This is a genomic window from Nocardia sp. CA-107356 (assembly GCF_050946365.1).
Taxonomy (GTDB): Bacteria; Actinomycetota; Actinomycetes; order Mycobacteriales; family Mycobacteriaceae; genus Nocardia.
This window is the reverse complement of the sequence record NZ_CP191992.1, coordinates 2,945,361-2,964,387: the sequence shown is the minus strand read 5'-3', so window position 1 is coordinate 2,964,387 and position 19,027 is coordinate 2,945,361. Positions and strand designations below refer to the sequence as shown.

General features: G+C 67.0%; 15 protein-coding genes. 8 read left to right on the top strand and 7 right to left on the bottom strand.

Annotated features, from left to right (window positions below; translation table 11 throughout):
- The first annotated feature begins 15 nt into the window (after window positions 1-15).
- On the top strand, window positions 16-3,402 hold the full coding sequence (locus tag ACQP1G_RS13265) for a type I polyketide synthase (protein WP_433208453.1): 3,387 nt from the start codon (window positions 16-18) through the stop codon (window positions 3,400-3,402).
- A gap of 35 nt (window positions 3,403-3,437) precedes the next feature.
- Entirely contained in the window at window positions 3,438-4,646 is a 1,209-nt protein-coding gene (locus tag ACQP1G_RS13260; protein ID WP_433202992.1) for an MFS transporter, read from the top strand.
- Here ACQP1G_RS13260 and ACQP1G_RS13255 read toward each other — a convergent pair.
- The 4 genes from ACQP1G_RS13255 to ACQP1G_RS13240 all read right to left on the bottom strand — a co-directional run bounded on the left by ACQP1G_RS13255 (window position 4,613) and on the right by ACQP1G_RS13240 (window position 10,763).
- The gene (locus tag ACQP1G_RS13255) at window positions 4,613-5,401 is read right to left on the bottom strand and encodes a class I SAM-dependent methyltransferase (RefSeq protein WP_433202989.1); all 789 of its coding nucleotides are present in this window, start codon (window positions 5,399-5,401) and stop codon (window positions 4,613-4,615) included. The genes ACQP1G_RS13260 and ACQP1G_RS13255 overlap by 34 nt on opposite strands.
- Window positions 5,398-6,777: a DUF6002 family protein gene (locus ACQP1G_RS13250; protein ID WP_433202986.1), complete on the bottom strand. Its 1,380-nt coding sequence runs from the start codon at window positions 6,775-6,777 to the stop codon at window positions 5,398-5,400. The genes ACQP1G_RS13255 and ACQP1G_RS13250 overlap by 4 nt, the downstream gene beginning before the upstream one ends.
- A 129-nt stretch (window positions 6,778-6,906) precedes the next feature.
- Window positions 6,907-7,704, bottom strand: coding sequence for a pyrroline-5-carboxylate reductase family protein (locus ACQP1G_RS13245; protein ID WP_433202983.1), 798 nt, complete (start codon window positions 7,702-7,704; stop codon window positions 6,907-6,909).
- On the bottom strand, window positions 7,701-10,763 hold the full coding sequence (locus ACQP1G_RS13240; protein ID WP_433202980.1) for an amino acid adenylation domain-containing protein: 3,063 nt from the start codon (window positions 10,761-10,763) through the stop codon (window positions 7,701-7,703). The genes ACQP1G_RS13245 and ACQP1G_RS13240 overlap by 4 nt, the downstream gene beginning before the upstream one ends.
- Before the next feature lie 51 nt (window positions 10,764-10,814).
- On the opposite strand from ACQP1G_RS13240, the gene ACQP1G_RS13235 reads away from it, so the two are divergent.
- The 3 genes from ACQP1G_RS13235 (at window position 10,815) to ACQP1G_RS13225 (ending at window position 14,467) form a co-directional block, all read left to right on the top strand.
- A complete protein-coding gene (locus tag ACQP1G_RS13235; protein WP_433202977.1) occupies window positions 10,815-12,614 on the top strand; it encodes an amino acid adenylation domain-containing protein in 1,800 nt (599 codons plus the stop codon).
- A gap of 370 nt (window positions 12,615-12,984) precedes the next feature.
- Entirely contained in the window at window positions 12,985-13,140 is a 156-nt protein-coding gene (locus ACQP1G_RS13230) for a hypothetical protein (RefSeq protein WP_433202974.1), read from the top strand.
- A gap of 415 nt (window positions 13,141-13,555) precedes the next feature.
- Entirely contained in the window at window positions 13,556-14,467 is a 912-nt protein-coding gene (locus tag ACQP1G_RS13225) for a cutinase family protein (RefSeq protein WP_433202971.1), read from the top strand.
- A 370-nt stretch (window positions 14,468-14,837) separates the two neighbouring features.
- On the opposite strand, the gene ACQP1G_RS13220 is transcribed toward ACQP1G_RS13225, so the two are convergent.
- Window positions 14,838-15,377: a hypothetical protein gene (locus ACQP1G_RS13220; protein ID WP_433202968.1), complete on the bottom strand. Its 540-nt coding sequence runs from the start codon at window positions 15,375-15,377 to the stop codon at window positions 14,838-14,840.
- A 37-nt stretch (window positions 15,378-15,414) separates the two neighbouring features.
- A complete protein-coding gene (locus ACQP1G_RS13215) occupies window positions 15,415-15,972 on the bottom strand; it encodes a cupin domain-containing protein (RefSeq protein WP_433202965.1) in 558 nt (185 codons plus the stop codon).
- Window positions 15,973-16,241: 269 nt separating this feature from the next.
- Between ACQP1G_RS13215 and ACQP1G_RS13210 the strand changes: the two genes are divergently transcribed.
- Complete coding sequence (locus ACQP1G_RS13210) at window positions 16,242-17,243, top strand: AraC family transcriptional regulator (RefSeq protein ID WP_433202962.1); 1,002 nt, start codon at window positions 16,242-16,244, stop codon at window positions 17,241-17,243.
- 57 nt (window positions 17,244-17,300) lie between these two features.
- On the opposite strand, the gene ACQP1G_RS13205 is transcribed toward ACQP1G_RS13210, so the two are convergent.
- A complete protein-coding gene (locus ACQP1G_RS13205; protein WP_433202959.1) occupies window positions 17,301-17,615 on the bottom strand; it encodes a hypothetical protein in 315 nt (104 codons plus the stop codon).
- 193 nt (window positions 17,616-17,808) lie between these two features.
- Here ACQP1G_RS13205 and ACQP1G_RS13200 point away from each other — a divergent pair, with 193 nt between their 5' ends.
- On the top strand, window positions 17,809-18,183 hold the full coding sequence (locus ACQP1G_RS13200; RefSeq protein ID WP_433202956.1) for a hydrogenase maturation nickel metallochaperone HypA: 375 nt from the start codon (window positions 17,809-17,811) through the stop codon (window positions 18,181-18,183).
- Window positions 18,141-18,941: a hydrogenase nickel incorporation protein HypB gene (hypB, locus tag ACQP1G_RS13195; protein ID WP_433202953.1), complete on the top strand. Its 801-nt coding sequence runs from the start codon at window positions 18,141-18,143 to the stop codon at window positions 18,939-18,941. Before ACQP1G_RS13200 ends, hypB begins: the two co-directional genes overlap by 43 nt.
- Window positions 18,942-19,027: the final 86 nt, after the last annotated feature.

The following is a 19,027-nucleotide window of genomic DNA, read 5'->3' as shown; positions in this document are numbered from 1 at the left end:
GTCGGCGGCAACGGCGTGGCCACGGTGGTGCTGCGCCGCCTCGCCGACGCCGTCCGCGATGGCAATCCGATTCGCGCGGTGATCCTCGGTTCCGCGGTCGAGAACGACGGGCGGCGTAAGGTCGGCTACGCCGCGCCCGGCTGGGACGGCCAGGTGCGGACGGTGTCTCGCGCACTCGAGCGCGCAGGTCTGGCGAGTACCGATATCGGATATGTGGAAGCCCACGGGACCGGCACGCCGATCGGGGATCCGCTGGAGGTATCGGCGCTGGCCGAGGCGTTCGAGCGACGCCGCGACGATGCGACGGCACCCGGCGACTGTCTGCTCGGTTCCGTCAAGTCGAATATCGGGCATCTGGACGCCGCCGCGGGCGTCACCGGCCTCATCAAGGCCGTGCTCGCGCTGGAGAACGGAATTATCCCGGGCACATTGCATTTCCGGGAGCCGAACCCGAACTTCGAGTGGGATCGCTCCCCGTTCGCCGTCAACGCGACGGCGGTGGAGTGGTCACAATCCCGTGCGGACCGCCGCTGCGGCGTGAGCAGTCTCGGTATCGGCGGCACCAACGCCCATGTGGTGCTGGCTGGTTGGGCCGACGTCGCACGCACGACCACTGGACGTTCGTGCCATACGGTGACCTTCTCGGCTCACTCCCCTGCTGCCTTGGCAGCGCAGGCCCGTGACCTGCGCACCCACCTCGGGGCCCACCCCGACGCCGATCCGTCCGACATCGCTCGCGCTACCCAAGTCGGCCGCAGTGCACTGCCGCACCGTCGTTTCGTGGTCGCGCGCGACCGCTCCGAGCTGGTGGCCGCGCTCGCCGACACCGCGACAGCCGGCACGCCCGCGGCCGTCGAGGCAGAGGTAGCGTTCCTGTTCCCCGGCCACGGCGGACAGTACCCCGAGGTCGGTGCCCGGCTGTGGCCCGACTTCGACGTTTTCCGTGACGCGCACCGAGAGTGCCTCGACCTGTTGGACGCCGCCTCCGACCGAGCACTGAAAACACTGCTCGCCGAATCGGATCGCGCAGACGACACGCTGGTCACCCAACCCGCGCTGTTCGCGGTCGAATACGCCCTCGCCCGCACCTGGCTGCATCTCGGGGTGCGACCGGCGAGCATGATCGGCCACAGCCTCGGCGAATATGTGGCCGCGGTGATCGCGGGCGTGATGACCGTCTCGGATGCGGCGCGGCTGGTGGTGGCCCGTGCGGAGCTCATGCAGAACCTGGCGCCGGGAGCCATGCTCGCCGCGGCAATCAGCGAGGAAGACGCCGCTCGGTTCACCGGGATGGCGGATGTGGCGGCCGTCAACGCCGCGAAGTCGTGCGTGCTTTCGGGGCCCGTCGAGGTTGTCGACGCGATCGCCGATGACCTGACCGATGCGGGCATCCCCTTCCGCCGTCTGGCGGTGTCACGGGCCTTCCACAGCCGAATGACCGACACCTGCCTCGACGGCCTGCGCGAGCAGTTCGACCGTATCCCCTTGCACCCGCCGAACATTCCCTTCGCATCCAATGTCACCGGCACCTGGATCACCGACGAACAAGCGACGAGTCCGGACTACTGGGTGGAACAGACGCGGCGCACCGTGCGGTTCGCGGATGGCTTGGCCACCGTATTCGCATCGGGTCCGAATGTGGTGGTCGAGTTGGGGCCCGGCCGCGCGCTGAGCAGGCTGGCACAGCGCGATCCGGCACGGCCGCAAGGCCTTCCGGTTCTCGCGGCCCTGCCCGCTCCCCGCGACGAGGAGTCCGAATCCGAATGCCTGTCACGGGCGTTGGCAGCGGCATGGACCGCAGGCGCTCCGGTCGACTGGTCGGCTCTCTGGGCGCACGAGGACCCGGCGACCACAGCCGACCTGCCCGCCTACCCGTTCCAGCGCACCCGTCATTGGCCGTCCGACGCATCGGCGCAATCCCTCGCCGCACCGGACACTGCGGCTGCGCAACCAGCGACCGGCTCGGACGGTTCCGGCCCGGACGGTTCCGGCTCGGAGACCGGGGAGCTGCTCGCGGCAGTTCGCGCCGCCTACACCGACACGATCGGACGTCCGCTCGACGACAGCGCGAACTTCTTCGACGCGGGCGGCGATTCGTTGGTGGCAGTGCAGGCGGTATTGGCGCTGCGCGCCGGATTGGGCCGGGAGCTGTCGTTGCGCGAATTCGTCGACAACCCCAGTATCGAGCGGCTGACCGCCCTGCTGGCCGGCCGTGAAACCGCCGTCTCCACGTCCCGAGCAGCCATACCGGCACCTTCCCCGGACGCCACCGTCCGGTCGGCCCAGACCTGCCCGGCGACACCGACGGTGTCGGTGTGTGACAGTGCCGGGCCCGGCCCGCGGTCGGGCCCGGGGTTCAGCGTGTTCTTCTTCTCCGCCGACTCGGTCGAGGGCGATCGCTACGGGCTGATCCTCGACTGCGCGCAACGCGCCGACGAACTCGGCTACACCGCGATCTGGACGCCCGAACGCCACTTCCACCAATTCGGCGACCTGTTTCCCAACCCCTCGGTGCTAGCGGCGGGAATCGCCACCCGTACCAGCAGGATTCATCTGCGGGCAGGCAGTGTAGTCGCACCGCTGCATCATCCGGCACGCATCGCCGAGGAGTGGGCGATCGTGGACAACCTCTCGGGCGGCCGGGTCGGACTCGGCTTCGCGCCGGGATTCGTCCCCCTCGACTTCGTCTTCAGCCAGGCGTCCTATCAGCGCAAGCAGCAGGTCATGCTGGACCGTGTCGAGAAGGTGCGCAAGCTGTGGCGCGGCGAATCGATCGAGGACGTCGACGGTTCGGGTGAACGGGTGCGCCTGCGCACCTTCCCTCGGCCGGTACAGCCCGAACTACCGGTATGGCTGACCGCGGCGACCAACCCGGCGACCTTCGCCGCGGCGGGACGGTCGGGCTACAACGTGCTCACCGCGCTGATCAACCTGGATGTGGCCGAACTGGAACAGCGGATCGTCGCCTATCGCGCCGGACGCGCGGAGAGCGGCCTCGATCCGGCCGCGGGCATTGTCACCGTCATGGTGCACGCCTACCTGGGCGCCGGTAACGACGACGAGGTACGGGCGCTGGTGGAGCAGCCGTTCCGCGAATACCTCTGGGCGAACTCGGAAATCATCAAATCCGCGGCCAAGGCCGTACTCGGCGAGCTCGACCTGGACCAGCTCACGACCGCCGACCGGGAGACCCTGATGGACTTCGCTTTCGCGCGGTACTGGGGATCGAGCGCGCTGCTCGGCGGCGCGGACACCTTCCGAGCCCGGGCACAGCGACTGGCGGATATGGGTGTCGACGAGATCGCCTGCCTGGTGGACTTCGGCCTCGAGCGGGAAACCGTAGTATCCAGCTTGGAGCGCATAGCCGAAACGATGGCGCTGCGGGCGGCACCGCGGGTATGACGACGAGCCCACGGGCACGTGCATGGCCGGGCCACGTGCGGATTTTCCTGGGCGGTCAGGCGGTGTCGCTACTGGGCGACGGGCTCGCACTGTTGGTGGTGCCGCTGTTGGCCCTCGAACTGAGCAGCAGCCCGGTGATTTCCGGTATATCGGCGGCCACCGTCACCATCGGCTACCTCTGTGTCGGCGTGCCCGCAGGTGTCGTCGTCGACCGGTTCGGTCCGTGGCGGGTACTCCTCGTCATGGACGCATTGCGTGCCTGCCTGTTCGCCGCGATGTACGCGCTGGCCGTAACCGATCTCCTCACCGTGCCGCTACTGCTCGCGCTGGGTCTGCTGGCCGGCGCGAGTCATGTCTTCTTCGAGACCGCGCTCACCGTGACGGTGAAGGATCTGTGCGCCGATCGCGGTCTGCTCCGGGCCAATTCGGTGCTCGAAATGAGTAATCAACTCGCACTGATACTGGGTCCGGTCACAGTCGGCGCGCTGGCCGCCACGGTCGGTCTGGACGCCGCGTTGCTCGCCAACGCCATCACTTTCCTGGTGTCGTTGGCAAGCGTGCTCGCCGTGTGGTCGCACCGGTCTCCGCCGCCGCTGCCGGCGTCCCCGCTGCGCATGCGCTACATCTGGCGGGAATTCCGGGACGGGTTGCGGTACCTGCTGTCGATCCGGATTCTCGTCGTGCTGACCGCCCTGCAGATGGTGGTGAATTTCGGTCTGGCCGTGGAGAAGCTGCTCTTCTTCTACGCCAAGGACACCCTCGGCCTGGCCACCTCGCTGGTGAGTGTGGTGGTGGCCGCCGGTGGTGTGGGCGGGCTCGCCGGCGCGCTGACGGCGCCACGGCTCGGTTCTCGGCTCGGACATCTCCCGCTGTTCACCGCCGGTGTGGTGCTTTCCGGAATCGCTACGGCCGCTATGAGTCTGGCGCACACGTGGCCGGTCCTGGCGGCGGCGAATGCGGTCTATCTGTGGGCGTTGGTCACCGCGAGCCTGGTGAACCGCACCCAGCGACAACTGATGGTGCGCGACGATATGTTGGGCCGGGTAACCAGTACCGTGAAACTGCTGTTCCTGGCGGTGGATCCGATAGGCGTCCTGGTCGCGGGCAGCGTCGCGCTCGCGCTCGGCGGCGATCCCCGGCTCGTCTTTCTCGGCGCGGGGACGCTGGTGGCGGGCGCGGCGGTCGTGGCGTGGTATTCCGGGCTGCGCGGCTATCGCCGCGCCGCGATGAGCAATCTGCGGTAGTCGCGCAACGTCGGCGTCATGGTCCGTGCCTCCGAAACCAATACGCGCGCGGCCTCGGCACCCAGCTCCGCGACCAAATCCGGTTCGGCATCGATGATCCGGTCATATACCGCGGTCTGCCGCTCATACCAGCCCGCGGGTTCCCGACAGCTGAGCACTTCCCATCCCGCCGCCGTCAGCAGCGTCGCATAGGACAGATAGCTCGGCTCCCACGTCGACAGCACCCAGCGTGCCCCCGGCTCGAGCAGTCGCGCCACTTCCCGTATGGCCGCGGCTTTGTCGAGCACCATCCACAGCGAATCGATGCTCACGGCGCCATGGAAGGAGCCTGCGGGCAGCCCGGTATCGAGGAAATCCCCGACAACGAACGTCGTCGCCCCTCCTGGATACAGCGTCGGCGCCCGCTTCTGCGCCGCCGCAACGGCTTCCGGGAGTAAATCGACGCCGACCAGATCGACCTCGGCGTGCCGGGCGATCCACAGACCCGGCCCGCCGCGCCCACACCCCACGTCGACGATACGATCGCCCGGGCCCACGTCCAGCCAGCGCTGCAGCGAACCCAGTTCCCCGGCGGAACTGAAGCCGAGCGGTTCCAGCCCGTCCGGGAGGTCCGCGCCGTAGCACTCCTGCCAGATCGCCGTGAGCGTCGGACTCCAGTCGCCCGCGGCGTACACCGGACGGTACCGGGCCTCGTCCGCCAGCGGCGCGTTCTCGGTCATCCGGACCGGCTTCGAGGCCGCGGATTCCGTGGTCACAGTGCCGCCTTCAGCAACGGCGCCTCGAGATCGGCGGCCACCCGCACCGGCGTGGTACACGACTTCGACAGCGGCACATAGTCGTCGATGGAGTAGCTGCCCGAGCCGTGCACCACCACCTCCGCACCAGCGGGCACCAAACCGCGCTCGATGGCATTCATTACGCCGGTCAACGCCATCACCAACGACCACTCCCGCAGCGTGGCGGCAGCGGTGGGCAGCGCGATATCCACCGCGGCCAAGCGGGCCCGCACCTCGTCGTACCGGGCCAGGCATTCTCGCCGCGACACCACGATGCCGTCACCGCCGTGCCGCTCGATGATCGCGTTCATCGTCGGCGACGTGGCCGGTTGGCGAGTGTAGAAGGTGCTGTCCACCTCCTCGGTCGGGCTGTCGGTAACCGCCGGGAAGTGCGGATCATCGTGCTGCGCGAACACCTGCGTGGATTCGTCTCGAACATAGCGCGGCGGGATCTCGGCACCCGACCGCGCACGAAGCAGGCTCGTCACCATATCGGGCGTGCACAAGTGCTGCACCAGCAGGAATTGCGGGTGCTGCGGGTCGGCCTCCGGGTGGCGCACCCGCCTGCCGAGGTGGTAGCCGAGCAGCCCGAACGCGCTCGACACGGCATGGGCGTGTACTCGGCCCTGCGGCGGTGCCGCACCCAACACGTCCGCCTCGAAGAAGGCCCGCGCCGTATCGGCGACGATGTAGTTGGCCAAGTCCATCGTGTACCAGAGCCGGACTCCCCGGTCCTGTTCGAAGGAATCTGCGGCGGCGCGCACGAACTCCGCGGCCAACGCCTTGACCCCGTCCGACCGCTCACCGTCGTACAGCAGGATCGGGTTGCGCCGCAACAACTCCGAGTCCTCGGATAACTCCGAGGCCCACAACTTGGGCAACGACCCGGCGGGTACGACCACCGCGATGCTCAACTGCGCGGGCGACACCAGACCCAAGTGGATCGCCCGCAGCACAGCATCGCGCAATGCGGTGCCCTTGTTCGCCGATGTCGGCGTCACGATCATCACCCGGTCGCCGGTCCGCTGGATATGCGCCACCGCCCTGGCCACGATGAGCACCGAGGCAAAAGTCTTCGTGGTCCGCGTGGACCGAGTGCCGCGCAAGTCCAGCAGCCGCAGCTCCCGGCCCACATGCGAGCCCAGTTCGACCATCCGCATTCGAGCGGTCCCGAGCAACTGCGCCAGCGGCTCGGTCAACTCGGGAAGTTCCGGATCCATGGGTAGACCCGGCGTATTCGGAATTCCGTTCTCGGACCGGTAGAGCCGGGCCGCGGTGAGCAGGTCCGCGTAATAGCGGACCAACACACTGTCGCCGTCGATATCCACCGGAAGTGCGGTCCGTGCGTTCACCATCGGTTCTCCAATGCGGGCGACAACGCTGTAATTCGGTCTCCGGCAAGGATATCGGCGCAAGTCGCCACCACACTGCACGAGTTCCCGGCAGTGGAAAACTCAAAAGGCATTGCGCTGCAATCTAGTTGGTCATCGTGCGGGCAATGCCGCCTGCGCAGCCGCGAGCACCGCGTTACGCAGTCCCTGAGCTTCTGCCGCCGCCATGGCTCGTTCGGTCGGCCCGCCCGGCGAGGCCACCGCTCGACGCAGCGCAGGCGCGTCGTGCTCGAAGTCGACCAACAGGGCGGCCGTGCCGCGCAACGTCTCGGTAGCCAGCGACATCGCCAGATCCGCCGGGAGTCCGGCCCGGATAGCCGCATCCGCTTGGGCCTGCGCGAACATCGCGACCAGTGCGGGACCCACACCGACCAGTGGAATCAGTGCGCCCACTTGATGTTCCGGGATTCGCACGACCGTGCCCACCCTGCCGAACAGTTCCGCCACGGCCGACTCCACCTCCGAATCCACGTGCTGACCAGTCGGCAGCGAGACGATTCCGGCGCGGACTCGGACCGGGAGATTGACCGTCACCCGCACCGCCCGCGACCGGCGGTAGACCGCGTTCAGCTGTGCGGAGGTAACGCCGGACAGCACCGAAACCACCACCGCGCGTGTCCCGTCGAGTTCCTCGGCCACCGCGGCCAGCTGTCCCGGCTTGTGGCACAACACGATCACGTCCGCGCGGGCGGCGAGTTCGGCATTGGTCGCCACCGCGACCCCGCCGGTGTCCGAGGCCAGCTCGCCCGCGCGTCCCGAGCCGCTGTCGGTGCACAGAATCGGCATCGCCCAGCCGGTTGCCAAGGCACGCGCCATATTTCCCGCGCCGACAATGCCGATCGTCGCGAAGGTCCGCGCACAGCCGGGCGAGGCGTTCTGGTCGTCGGTCATCGCACCTTCCCGTCCTCGACGAGTTCGGTCAGCAGATCTCGCACCTGCGCCGCAATGCGCTGCGCCGCATCCGGACCGTCGCCGCGCAGATACACCCGGCCGCTCAGTCCACCCGCCTGTTCGGTCACCTCCAATATCCGCATGGCATGACCGCCGAAGAGCGGCAGTTCGATCGGAGTCGCCTCGGCGCCGTCGAGCCGCAGCGGTTCCGCGGCGGCCGGGTGCACGATGACGTGATTGGTCAGCATCGAGGACGACAAACCCAGCTCCCCGCACAGAAACTCGACCGGGATCTCCGCGAATGCGGCGACCTCACTGCGTTGGTCGGTCTCTACTCGCAGCAGCTGCCGCAGCGAACGCCCGGCGCCGGTATCGATAACCGCGGGCTCGGATCGGGTGAACGGTCCTATCACCGGCTCCCACTCCGGTGCGGGGCGACGCAACACCTTGGTACACACCGCAATCCGGTCACGACCGGGTTCATCGGCCGCGAGCGCGGTCGCGAAAGCGGTGCGCAACACCGCCAGCAGGTCCAGGCCCAGCGACCGCGCCTCGGCCCGCAGCGGGCGAACCACGGCGGCGGGCAGCGACAGCCGCGCTGACGACACCGCGCTCGCCGTATCCGGAGGCGCTGCGGGCGGATCGACCTCGCCCAGTCGGGATTGCCAGTACCGCAATGCTTTTCCGGCGTCCGCCATCGGTTCCTGTGCCCGGGCGAACTCGGGATAGTTGGCCGCCGGCTCCGCGCGGCCCGCGGTGCCCGGCACCCCCGAGTACAGCTCGCCGAGCTCACGTACCAGGATGTCGAGGGAAGGCTCGTCGGCGACGAGACGGTGACAGCGCATCAGCAGCGTGCACGCCGCTTCGGATTCGAACGCCGCAAGCACCGGATGTTCGTACAGGGTCACCTCGATAACTTGCCCGCGCGTGACGTCCATGCCGCTGGCACACGCCCGCGCGAGCTCCGAGGCCATGGTGTCGGCAGGCACCGTCGCGGTCCTGACCGCAATGCTCGCCCGGTGCCGCACCGTCTGGCCCGGCGGTTGTCCCGGCGGCGCGTCGAATGTGCACCGCAGCACCGCATGTCTGCGCATCACCGTGGCCAGCGCGCGGGCAAGCCGATCCCGGTCCGGTCGAGCGTTCAGCCGGAATGCGCGCGCCACGACCTCTGGCCGCGCTTCGGGCGACGCCGGATTCCACAGCCCCCGCTGCACCGCGGACAGCGGATACCGGGTTCCGGTCCGCCGTACCAGCTCATCCGCCGGCCGCGAGGCGATGGCCCTTGCCGGCAAGTTCGCGGCGAGCAGGGCGACAGTAGGATTGCCCAGGATGCGCTCCGTGGTGAAGTCACGGCCCAGATCGGAGGCAAGGCGGTTCGCGATCCGGGCCGCCAGCAGCGAATGCCCGCCGAGATCGAAGAAGTTGTCGTCGCGACCGATCCCCGGCACATCCAGTACCTCCGACCACACCTCGGCAATGGCGCGTTGCACCGCGGTGCGCGGGGCGACATCCTCGGCGCCCGCCCGGCGCCCGCCGAACTCGGGCTCCGGCAAGGCGGAACGGTCCACCTTGCCCGTAGCCCCCAAGGGCAGCCGGTCCAGGAAGACGTACGTCGCCGGAATCATATGGGCCGGAAGCAGCCCTGCCAGATGCGCCCGCAACTCGCCGCTGTCGAGAACCTCACCCGCAGTGCCCTTTTCACCGACGACATAGCCGACCAGGACGGTCCCGTGCACCGGGCGCCGATGACCGACGACGACCGCGGCACGGACGGCGGGGTGACGGATCAGCGCCAACTCGACCTCCGCGGGCTCGACGCGGTGGCCCCGTAAGTTGATCTGCCGGTCGCGGCGACCGAGGTACTCCAGCGTCCCGTCCGCTAGCAGGCGTCCCACATCGCCGGTGCGATAGAGTCTCCGCCCGCCCGCACCGGATGCCGACGGGAACGGATCGGCGATGAACCGCGAAGCCGTGCGGCCGGCCTGTCCCAGGTAGCCTCTGCTCACTCCGGTTCCCCCGATGTAGATTTCACCGACCTCGCCCCCGCCGACCGGCCGCAGCGCGCCATCGAGCAGGTGCACCGAGACCCCCGGCAGCGGCGTGCCGATCACATCCGCGGTGCCCGCCGCCTCGGCGGTGATGGCGTGCCGGGTGGCGATGAGCGTTGTCTCGGTGAGCCCGAAATGATTGGTCACACGTCCGAATCGGGTCAGGGCCGCCGCGTGCGCGCGCAGCGGCAGGAAACTCTCGCCGCTGACCAACGTGGTCTCCAGTCGAGGCGGATCGGCGGCGAACATCGGCGAGGTAACCAGGCCGGTGAGCAAAGCCGGTGTGGCGCTCAACAAATGGGTCACGCCGTACGCGCGCGCCGCGGCCAGCAACTGCTCCGGGTTGCGGCGCACGGACTTCGAGGTGACCACCACCGTGGCCCCGGCGGCGAGCGGCATCAGCGCATCCCGAAGCCACGGATCGAAGGTGAACGCCGCCACCTGCAGCACCACGTGGCGTTGCCCGAGCGTGACGTACGACGAGAGCGCAGTGTGGTAGGCCGCGAGGCTGTGATGTTCCACGGCAACACCTTTCGGCCTGCCGGTAGAGCCGGAAGTGAACATCACGTACGCCAGGCTCAGCGGATGAACAGGGCCTTCGAACCGTGCGCCGCTCGGGACGGACTGTTCCGACGCATCGACGATCACCGCCGCGACCCCGCCGAGATCGGACAGTCGTTCCTGCTGCTCGGACTCGGTAAGTACCAGGCGCACACCGGATCCGGCCATCCACCTGCGCAGCGCATCGTCGGGAAAGTCGGCGTCCAGCGGCAGATACGCGCCCCCGACGGCCCACACCGCCAGCACCGACACGATCGCCGCCGCGGGCTGCCCGACACAGATCGCCGTCACCGTCTCCGGTTCGACTCCGTTGCGCCGCAAGCGATCCGCCATGGCGTCGACCCGATAGCCTAGTTCTCGATACGTCAGCGTGCATCCGTCGTCGACAAGAGCCACAGCGTCGGCGAAGTTCTCGATGCCGCGCCGGATCCGGTGGTACAGACTGTCCATCCTCCGAGCGTCGCCCATGACGACGGCGTCGCTATTCCCCTTGTTGGCAAGATGCGCGAAATAGCCGGAGTAATAACATCATTGGACTCGACTCACCGCGGAGAGCAGGCGGATTACATGCACCCTGAAGGCGTGTACGGCGACGATGTGTCCGATACCGTGGTGCACGGCAGGGTGCTTCAATGGTGCACTCGCACACCGGATTCGGTGGCGCTCGAGTTCGGCGACAGCCGCGTCCGCTATGCCGAACTCGCCACCGCCGCACGCCGGATCGCGGCAGGCCTGCGCCGTCACGGTGTCGGGCCCGACGTCCCGGTCGGCGTGCACCTTCCGCGTAGCGAAAAGCTCGTCATCGCGCACTTGGCCGTCCTGGCCGCCGGCGGCGCCTACCTGACCTTGGATCCGGCACAACCTGATAAGGCGCTCGCCGATCAGATCGCGATCGCCTCGGTGCCCGTCGTGATCACCGACCGCGCTACCGGCGACCGGCTGCCCAATTCGGTGCGAACATTGCTGTTCGACGACCTCGTCGACCACCCCGCCGAGCCGCTCTCCGATTCCGTCGGACCGGATCACTTCGCGTGCATCATGTTCACCTCCGGGTCCACCGGAAAGCCCAAGGCCGTGGCGATTCCGCATCGAGCCGTGGTCAATCTCGTCACCACCCAGAACTACATGACGGTCGGATCGCATCAGTGCTATCTGCTGCACACGGCGCCCACATTCGATCCGTCGATATTCGAGACCTGGGGCGCCTTGCTCAACGGCGGCAGGCTCGCGATCGCGCCGCCCGGACCGCCTTCGGTGGGCGAATTGGCCCGTCTGGTTCGCGATCACGGCGCGACCGCGACCTTCCTCACGCCCACCATGTTCCGGCTGATCCTGGAGGAGCAGCCACATGCGTTGCGTCCCCTGCGCGATCTGCTGCTCGGCGGCGAAGCCATCTTCCCCGCCCACCTCGAGCTGGCCGGGCGACATCTTCCCGACACTTCGATAATCGTGGGCTACGGCCCCACCGAATCGACCGTGCTCGTCACCGCGCACGTCCAGAGGAGTGCCGATCCGCTGCCCGCGGCGGTGGTCATCGGCCACGACATCGCCGGCGTCCGCACCTATATCCTCGACGAGGACCTGAACCCGGTACCCGACGGCGACGCGGGCGAATTGTGTATCGCCGGAGCGGGACTCGCCTGTGGATACCTCGGCGCACCCGACCTCACTGCGGAACGGTTCGCCCCCGACCCACATGCGACCCGCCCCGGCGACCGGCTCTATCGAACCGGCGACCGCGTGCGAGCCATCGGCTATGGCGGGATGGAGTTCCTGGGTCGCCTCGACAACCAACTCAAGATCCGGGGTCGCCGAATCGAACCCGGCGAAGTCGAGCAGGCGCTGCTCGACCACCCCGACGTCGTCACCGCCTACGTGACCGCGGAACAGAACGACCGCCGCGGCAAATACCTTGCCGCGTATGTGACTCTGCGCACCGAGTCCACCTCCGACGATTCGGACCTACGCGGTCACATGACATCCACTGTCCCCGACCACCTTCGGCCCGACATCTATGTCCTGCGCACCGAGGCGTCCGTCACCTCCCACGGCAAACTCGACCGACGCCGCCTGCTCGATGGCGCGGCGCCGCCGCCGACATCGAACTACATCCCGACCGTGCGCACCGTCGTGGTCAACGAGGACGACCAATACGCGATCTGGCCCGCGCACCGTCGCGCGCCCACCGGCTGGACGTCGATCGGCCGGCCCGGGACCGTCGACGAGTGCAAGGAACTTGTCCGCCGGCTCTGGTCCGATATCCGCCCGGCCCGCCGACGGCACGCCGCCCAGTCGTCATAGGGGCACCGATCCAGCCGATTTCCGTACGTCGAAGCCCGTGCGTCCGTGGCTGCGCCCACGGTACGTCAGGCGTCGGATAGGTATCGATAACCCATCGCGGGCTCGGTGAGCAGATAGCGGGATCGGCTCGAATCGGGCTCGAGTTCGCGGCGCAGGCGGCCCAGGTATTCGCGCAGGTACCGGGCGGATCTTTCGGACCCGAATCGAAACCCGTGGACAGCCCTGTTGACGCCCTGGCATCGCGGCGGAGGGCAATCCTTTCGGTATTCCGACAACCCTGCCGAACAACCCGAACCTGCGGATTCCGGACAGGTTCGCTGGTCAACACGGGCACGGCAGCGCCTGGCCGGGCGCGCTTTAGCATCGAAGTATGAGCACTGAACCCGATGTTCGAGGTGAACACAGCACTTCCGACAACGGTTCGAGCAATCCGGAGACCACCCACCAGGAGATCCCGGAACGCCGACGACGACTCTCCGGCGAGCTCGGCCGACTATGCGACGCCGTCCACACCGACGGCCACTGACCGCCACCACCCGACGAACCGACCAACCTGCCGGACCAGCATATCGATACCCTCGCGTAGGGATTCACCGTTCCCGAGGCTCAGTACCGCCCCGCCTGCTCGGCAACCCACACAGCGAACCGACTCCCCTGGTGCACCGTCGCCAGCGTGATCGGTCGGCGCGCGCGCCCGAGAGTGCGGACGAAAACGGTTGCAACTCATCGACGATCACGACAACTCAGTCCCGATATCGTCGTATTGTCCGGCGCGCAGGCACAGACCGCGCAGCCAGACGCGGGCCCGGCGGTCCGTCTCCGTCGGGCGGACACACCACCAACCTGCCACCCCAGCACTATCACCACCCGCCCTCTACACTCGCGAAGTAACCTTCGCCGAACTAACAACGCACCCAGCCGCGAAAACCCGGGAGTACACGATGTTTTCTCGATGGAACACCGCCGCCGCCTGCGCAGCCGCACTGATCACCACCGCCCTCCCCCTCAGCGGCGCCCCCACCACACAAGCAGCCCCACCACCCTGCCCCGACATCTACGTCGTCGCAGTCCCCGGCACCTGGGAAACATCGAAATCCGACCCCGGCCAAGGAATGCTCGCCGCCGTCGCCAACGACCTACCCGGCGACGTCCACACCGACTACGTCGCCTACGCCGCCACCGCCTTCCCCTGGGAAGGCGACGTATACGGCCGCTCCAAACGAGAAGCCCTCGACAACGCCCGCGACCTCGTCACCACCATGGCCCAACACTGCAACACAACACGATTCGCACTCCTGGGCTACAGCCAAGGCGCCGACGCCGCCGGCGACCTCGCCGCCGAAATCGGCACCGGACTCGGCGCCATAACACCAGACCGCGTCACACTGGTCGGACTCATCTCCGACCCCCGCCGCTCCCCCACCGACAACCTCATCGGCCCACCCGTCACCGGCGCCGGCGCCGGCGGCCCACGCCTGGGCGGCTTCGGCTGGCTCACCCCCAAAACCTACACATTCTGCGCCGTAGGAGACCTCTACTGCGCAACCCCCGACGGCGACTACGCCGCCCGCATCGCCGGATTCCTCGCCCAGATCTCCAACCCCGACCCCACCCAATTCGGCACCTACCAACAACAAGCAGGCAACCTCATCGCCGACGCCCTCGCCGCCGGCGGACTCGGCCTACTCCACGACCAACTCAACAACTCCGCCTACGAACAACGCAAACAACAAATCGACGACTTCCTCAAATCCGGAATCCACCAAAGCTACCCCCACTACACCATCAACCCCAACGGCGCCACACCCCTGACCTGGCTACACCAACAACTCATCGACATCGCACACAACTAGCGACCTGCGCACCCAAGGGTTTTCCGGACAGGTTCCACGGTTGTGCCGGACACCCGGCGACCCAGGCATGTGACCCGTCGTGTGGAACTCCCGGTAGCGCCACAGCCCACCCAAGCGCCCTGCGGCACACCGTCTGTCGGTGATCTGGCGTCTCTACACTGCTCAGACCGGATGACCATCGACGACTCCCCAACCTCGAGCGAGCCTCACGATGCCGGCACACGGCTGACGACAACGTCCGTTGGCACAGCCAGCATGCCGATCCGCAACGTCGCTGCCGGCTTCGAGATCCGGCATCCGGATTACCCACCGACGACCTCGCCAGTAGGAACGTCGCACTCTCCTGCGCCCGAGCGGCGGGCGCCGCGCGCTACAACCTCGTCATCAACGACCAGTGCAGACTCGTGCCCGATGACCGATTCCGACTGGATCCGGCACCACGTGAACATCCCCCGGAGGCCGGTACCGTAATGGACGGCAATTCCCATTGCCGCGCCGATGTTTCGGCGCGCGAGGTGACATTCCATCCGAACGGCATCAGGTGGACACGTTCCCCGTATTCGTCCAGTCGTTCGGCGAGATCCGAAAGCACGTCGAGTGTGTCGGCAAGGTGGGTGAGGACATCCGATGAATGCACAGCTGGCGTGAATCGACTTCCCGGGGTCGCGCAGTGCGGCGTTCCGGCGATAACGATATTGACCGCCTCGCTGACGAGGCACAGGTACCGGATCGCGCGAACGGCCTCGGCGGTCAAGGGACAATCGCCCGGTTCGACGACGACGCGCACCAGCAGGCAATCGAGGAAAATCTGCGTCACCCCCACCATGGAGCGGTCGACAGCTACGGCGCACGGACCGGCCTGCACCAGCGTGTATTCGAAACTGTGCCAACGACTTCCGATGCCCTTCATATAAGGGACCTCGGCCGTGGGGACTGCCGGAGGTGAGTCATGGCTGCGTCGGCACATTCCGGTCGGCGACGCCGCAGAGGGTGTAACAGAAAACGAACGGCACCGCACCGTCGTTGAACCATGCGTGTGGTGTGCCGTGCTGGATCAAGCAATCCCCCGATCGCAGCGATACATCGACACCGTCCCCGAGGCGCATACGCCCCTGGCCGCTGAGCACGACGACGAAATCGATGCTCGCGGTGCTGTGCATACCGGGTGCGGCGGGGTCGAAGGCCGCCATCATCCCCGGCAGTTTCATCTCCGCTTCCGAGGCGACGGCCGCCATAGCTTCTTCGGACAGGTCGGCGTCGGGCTCATAGGTCAGACCCGGAGGTACGGAGATGAATCCGAACCGCAGCCCGCCCGGGCCGGGGAAATAGCGCGTATCGCTCTGCGGAGGCATCCGGTCTACCGGCAGATCGGGGACCTCGTCGAGTTCCCACATCCGATAGATCTCGGCGCCGGGCAGCAGCGCCAATGTCAGCGGGTCGATACTGTCGTCTGCCAGTACCCGTCCCTGTCCGGTGCCGTCGTCGCCGACCACGATTCTGCGCATGTGAACTCCTGATTATCGTCCGCAACAAGCTGAATCAGGTCGGCACCGACAGCCGCACAGGCCGATCCGGGCATCAGCTATCCGGACGGTAGCCGCCGTCCACGCATCCCCGCTTGTCCAGGAACGCACGAGCATTGTCCGGGTGCGCACGACCCGAAAACCGGCAATGCCGCTCCGGCGGTGATCTGCGCGGTTCTGCCGTAAGCTTCGTCTCGAATTCGGGTCGGCGCCTGGGCCACCGGTGATCGTCGGGTCGGAAGGCGATATTCATGGATCAAGCGGCTATCGCCGACTCCGCAACGACCAGTGCGGTGGATCCACATGAGCGGGCCGACTACTGGGCCCACCTGATCAGTACATACCACTGCCGGCTGGGCTACCGCTTCCCGAGCCGCACCGACTTCCAGGGGCACACCCAACTGCGGCGCACCGACGCCTACCAGCTCGTCGGGTGGAAATCCGATGCCGTCACCTACCTTCGCAATCGGAATCACATCCGTGCCGACCCCGATGACGACTATCGGCTGATCGTTCCTTTCCTCGGGCGACTGTCCTTCCGCTCCGACGACGGATACGGGATCCTCACTCCGGGAACGATGTGCCTGGTGGCCGTCGACCGGCCCTATGCGATGTCCATGTCCGACGGCACGCGAGGGCTGATCATCACCATTCCGCGCAAGGAAATACGGCATCGCCTCAACCGCGTCGCGCTGCCCACCCGCCCGCTGGATCTCACGACCGGGCTGGGGCGGGTGACCGACGGGATCGTCAGCGGCCTGTATTCCGAATGCGCCGCCCTCACCGACCTCCAATTCGACACGGTGTCCGAACGGCTGGTGGATCTGCTCTGCATGCAGATCCTCGGCGACTCCGGGAGTACGCCCACCCACCTCTCCCATGTGGAGGCGACCGCCCGCCGGTATATCCACGATCATGTCGGAGATCCGGACCTCACCGGCACGCGCGTCGCTGGTGCGCTCGGTTGGTCACTACGTCAAATTCAATTGGCGTTCAGCGCTGCCGGCACCACGCCCAGCGAAGTTATCCGGGAAGAACGCCTGCAATTGGCGCGTGACCGCCTGCGCAGCCCCGCCTACCAGCATCGAAGTATCACCGATATCGGATCGGACCTCGGCTTCGGTTCGGCCAGCAGCTTCAGCAAGGCCTTCCGTCGACGCTTCGACACCACGCCCGGCCAACTCCGCGAGGAATTGGCGAGCCGCGTCCGAGCCAGCCGCACTCCCGAGCCTATTTCCGGGGCAACAAGCTAGCGACTGCGCGGCTCGCCGACCGATTCGTCGCGGGCGGTCGACATGTCGACCTCGTTGTCAGCGCGCTCCGCACGTCCCCGTGGGGGTGTACCGACAGGGGTTATCGTTGTTGCGGCCTTGGTACTGATCGTGGTTGTCACTCTTGCTGCGCACTCCGGATCCGTTACCGCTGTTGTGCTGACTGTGGTCGCTGCTATTAGGTCGCGATCCCGATCCGTAGCCACCGCCGCCCCCGGGAGCGTGCGAATCCCGAGGTCCGGCCGAGGCCGCGAAAAGGTGGGGTGAGGCGATCGTCATCGTCACCAGCGCGATGCCGATCAGCATCGTGACCACAACTCGACGCACCGTCCAGAACTTTGTCGTGATCTCCATCAGCCATCCTCCCATCAATTAACGTGCCGTTATATAGCGATACAATACCTGATGGCGCGTCGATGAGGGAAGGGGTTTCGCGGATCATTCGGCAGTCGCCACTCACCACACGCCAGGTTCCAACGAGGCTGCCGAGGCGAGGGCGCCCGCGGAGTAGCATTCATCCCGGGGCTTGTCGAAAGGCGAGGTCGGGATGCATGAAATGGCGATAACCCAGTACCTTGTCGACGCCGTCTGCGAGCACGCGACAGGGCGCGCGGTGCACAACGTGACGGTCGAGGTCGGCGCACTGTGTGCTGTAGTGCCCGAGTCCATGCAATTCTGTTTCGAGCTTGCCACCGAGGGGACGATCGCCCAGGGAGCGCAACTGGACCTGCGCATTGTCGAGGGGGCGGCGCGGTGCCGGAACTGCGGGGCGGAATTCCTCCTGCCCGACCTCATCGCGCTGTGCCGTTGCGGCAGCGCCGATGTCGAGATCACTGCGGGGCGGGAACTTCGAATCCTATCGATGGAGGTGAGTGAGCGATGTGCGCAACCTGCGGATGCGAGGGCGACGGGGTCGCCGTGATCACCGTTGGACATCTGGACCACGATCACCCGCACGATCATGGCCACCATGAGCACGGTCCCGGACATGAACACGAGCACCCCCACGAGCACGGCCTGACCACGCTGACCCTCGAACAGAAGGTGCTCGCCAAGAACGACGAGCTCGCTGCGGCGAATCGTGCGCGATTGCGCGCAAGCGAGATCTTGGCACTGAATATGACCAGTTCGCCGGGCGCGGGGAAAACTACCCTGATCGAGCGAACTATCCGCGAACTCGAATCCGTGCCGGTGGCCGTCATCGAAGGCGATCAGGCCACCGTGCTGGATGCGCGGCGCATCGAGGCAACCGGATGCAAGGTCGTACAGGTGAATACCGGCGCGGGCTGCCATCTCGACGCGGACATGATGCGGCGCGCTCTCGATGCACTGGAACCGGCGCCGGGCAGCCTGCTGTTCGTGGAGAATGTGGGCAATCTGGTCTGTCCGGCATTGTTCGATCTCGGCGAGGCGGGCAAGGTCGTGATCGTCTCGGTCACCGAGGGGACCGACAAACCGTTGAAATACCCGCACATGTTCGCCGCGGCGGAGCTGGTGCTGATCAACAAGACCGATCTGCTGCCGTATGTGGACTTCGATCTCGCCCGCTGCATGGAGTACGGGCAGTCGGTGAACCCCGGCGTGACGATTCTTCCGGTATCGGCGACCACCGGCGATGGACTGGCTCTCTGGTACGACTGGCTCACCGCCCGGCTAACTGCCGGCATACCAAAACCTTGAAAGCCATTGGCTCTCAGACCTAGACTCATGTGATCAGAGTCACGCGCGGACGAGTCGATGGAGTCGACCGAATATTTATCCGCGTG

Excerpts from the sequence above, each read along its gene's own strand:
- ACQP1G_RS13250 (WP_433202986.1), bottom strand. The coding sequence starts at position 6,777 with ATGGTGAACGCACGGACCGCACTTCCGGTGGATATCGACGGCGACAGT.
- ACQP1G_RS13245 (WP_433202983.1), bottom strand. The coding sequence starts at position 7,704 with ATGACCGACGACCAGAACGCCTCGCCCGGCTGTGCGCGGACCTTCGCG.
- ACQP1G_RS13240 (WP_433202980.1), bottom strand. The coding sequence starts at position 10,763 with ATGGACAGTCTGTACCACCGGATCCGGCGCGGCATCGAGAACTTCGCC.
- ACQP1G_RS13235 (WP_433202977.1), top strand. The coding sequence starts at position 10,815 with ATGCGCGAAATAGCCGGAGTAATAACATCATTGGACTCGACTCACCGC.
- ACQP1G_RS13230 (WP_433202974.1), top strand. The coding sequence starts at position 12,985 with ATGAGCACTGAACCCGATGTTCGAGGTGAACACAGCACTTCCGACAAC.
- ACQP1G_RS13225 (WP_433202971.1), top strand. The coding sequence starts at position 13,556 with ATGTTTTCTCGATGGAACACCGCCGCCGCCTGCGCAGCCGCACTGATC.
- ACQP1G_RS13220 (WP_433202968.1), bottom strand. The coding sequence starts at position 15,377 with ATGAAGGGCATCGGAAGTCGTTGGCACAGTTTCGAATACACGCTGGTG.
- ACQP1G_RS13215 (WP_433202965.1), bottom strand. The coding sequence starts at position 15,972 with ATGCGCAGAATCGTGGTCGGCGACGACGGCACCGGACAGGGACGGGTA.
- ACQP1G_RS13210 (WP_433202962.1), top strand. The coding sequence starts at position 16,242 with ATGGATCAAGCGGCTATCGCCGACTCCGCAACGACCAGTGCGGTGGAT.
- ACQP1G_RS13205 (WP_433202959.1), bottom strand. The coding sequence starts at position 17,615 with ATGGAGATCACGACAAAGTTCTGGACGGTGCGTCGAGTTGTGGTCACG.
- ACQP1G_RS13200 (WP_433202956.1), top strand. The coding sequence starts at position 17,809 with ATGCATGAAATGGCGATAACCCAGTACCTTGTCGACGCCGTCTGCGAG.
- hypB (WP_433202953.1), top strand. The coding sequence starts at position 18,141 with ATGTGCGCAACCTGCGGATGCGAGGGCGACGGGGTCGCCGTGATCACC.